1 rRNA gene is annotated in these 438 nt (G+C 51.4%); it reads left to right on the forward strand.

Annotated elements, in window-relative coordinates:
• A 16S ribosomal RNA gene (locus ACLGE8_RS22700) occupies positions 1–405 on the forward strand; the annotation flags it as partial.
• Between the last annotated feature and the right edge of the window lie 33 nt (positions 406–438).

The following is a 438-nucleotide window of genomic DNA, read 5'->3' on the forward strand; positions in this document are numbered from 1 at the left end:
GGCCGGGAACTCAAAGGAGACTGCCAGTGATAAACTGGAGGAAGGTGGGGATGACGTCAAGTCATCATGGCCCTTACGAGTAGGGCTACACACGTGCTACAATGGCATATACAAAGAGAAGCGACCTCGCGAGAGCAAGCGGACCTCATAAAGTATGTCGTAGTCCGGATTGGAGTCTGCAACTCGACTCCATGAAGTCGGAATCGCTAGTAATCGTAGATCAGAATGCTACGGTGAATACGTTCCCGGGCCTTGTACACACCGCCCGTCACACCATGGGAGTGGGTTGCAAAAGAAGTAGGTAGCTTAACCTTCGGGAGGGCGCTTACCACTTTGTGATTCATGACTGGGGTGAAGTCGTAACAAGGTAACCGTAGGGGAACCTGCGGTTGGATCACCTCCTTACCTTAAAGAAGCGTTCTTTGAAGTGCTCACACA

The sequence above is a fragment of the Kluyvera sp. 142486 genome, from assembly GCF_046569695.1.
Taxonomy (GTDB): domain Bacteria; phylum Pseudomonadota; class Gammaproteobacteria; order Enterobacterales; family Enterobacteriaceae; genus Kluyvera.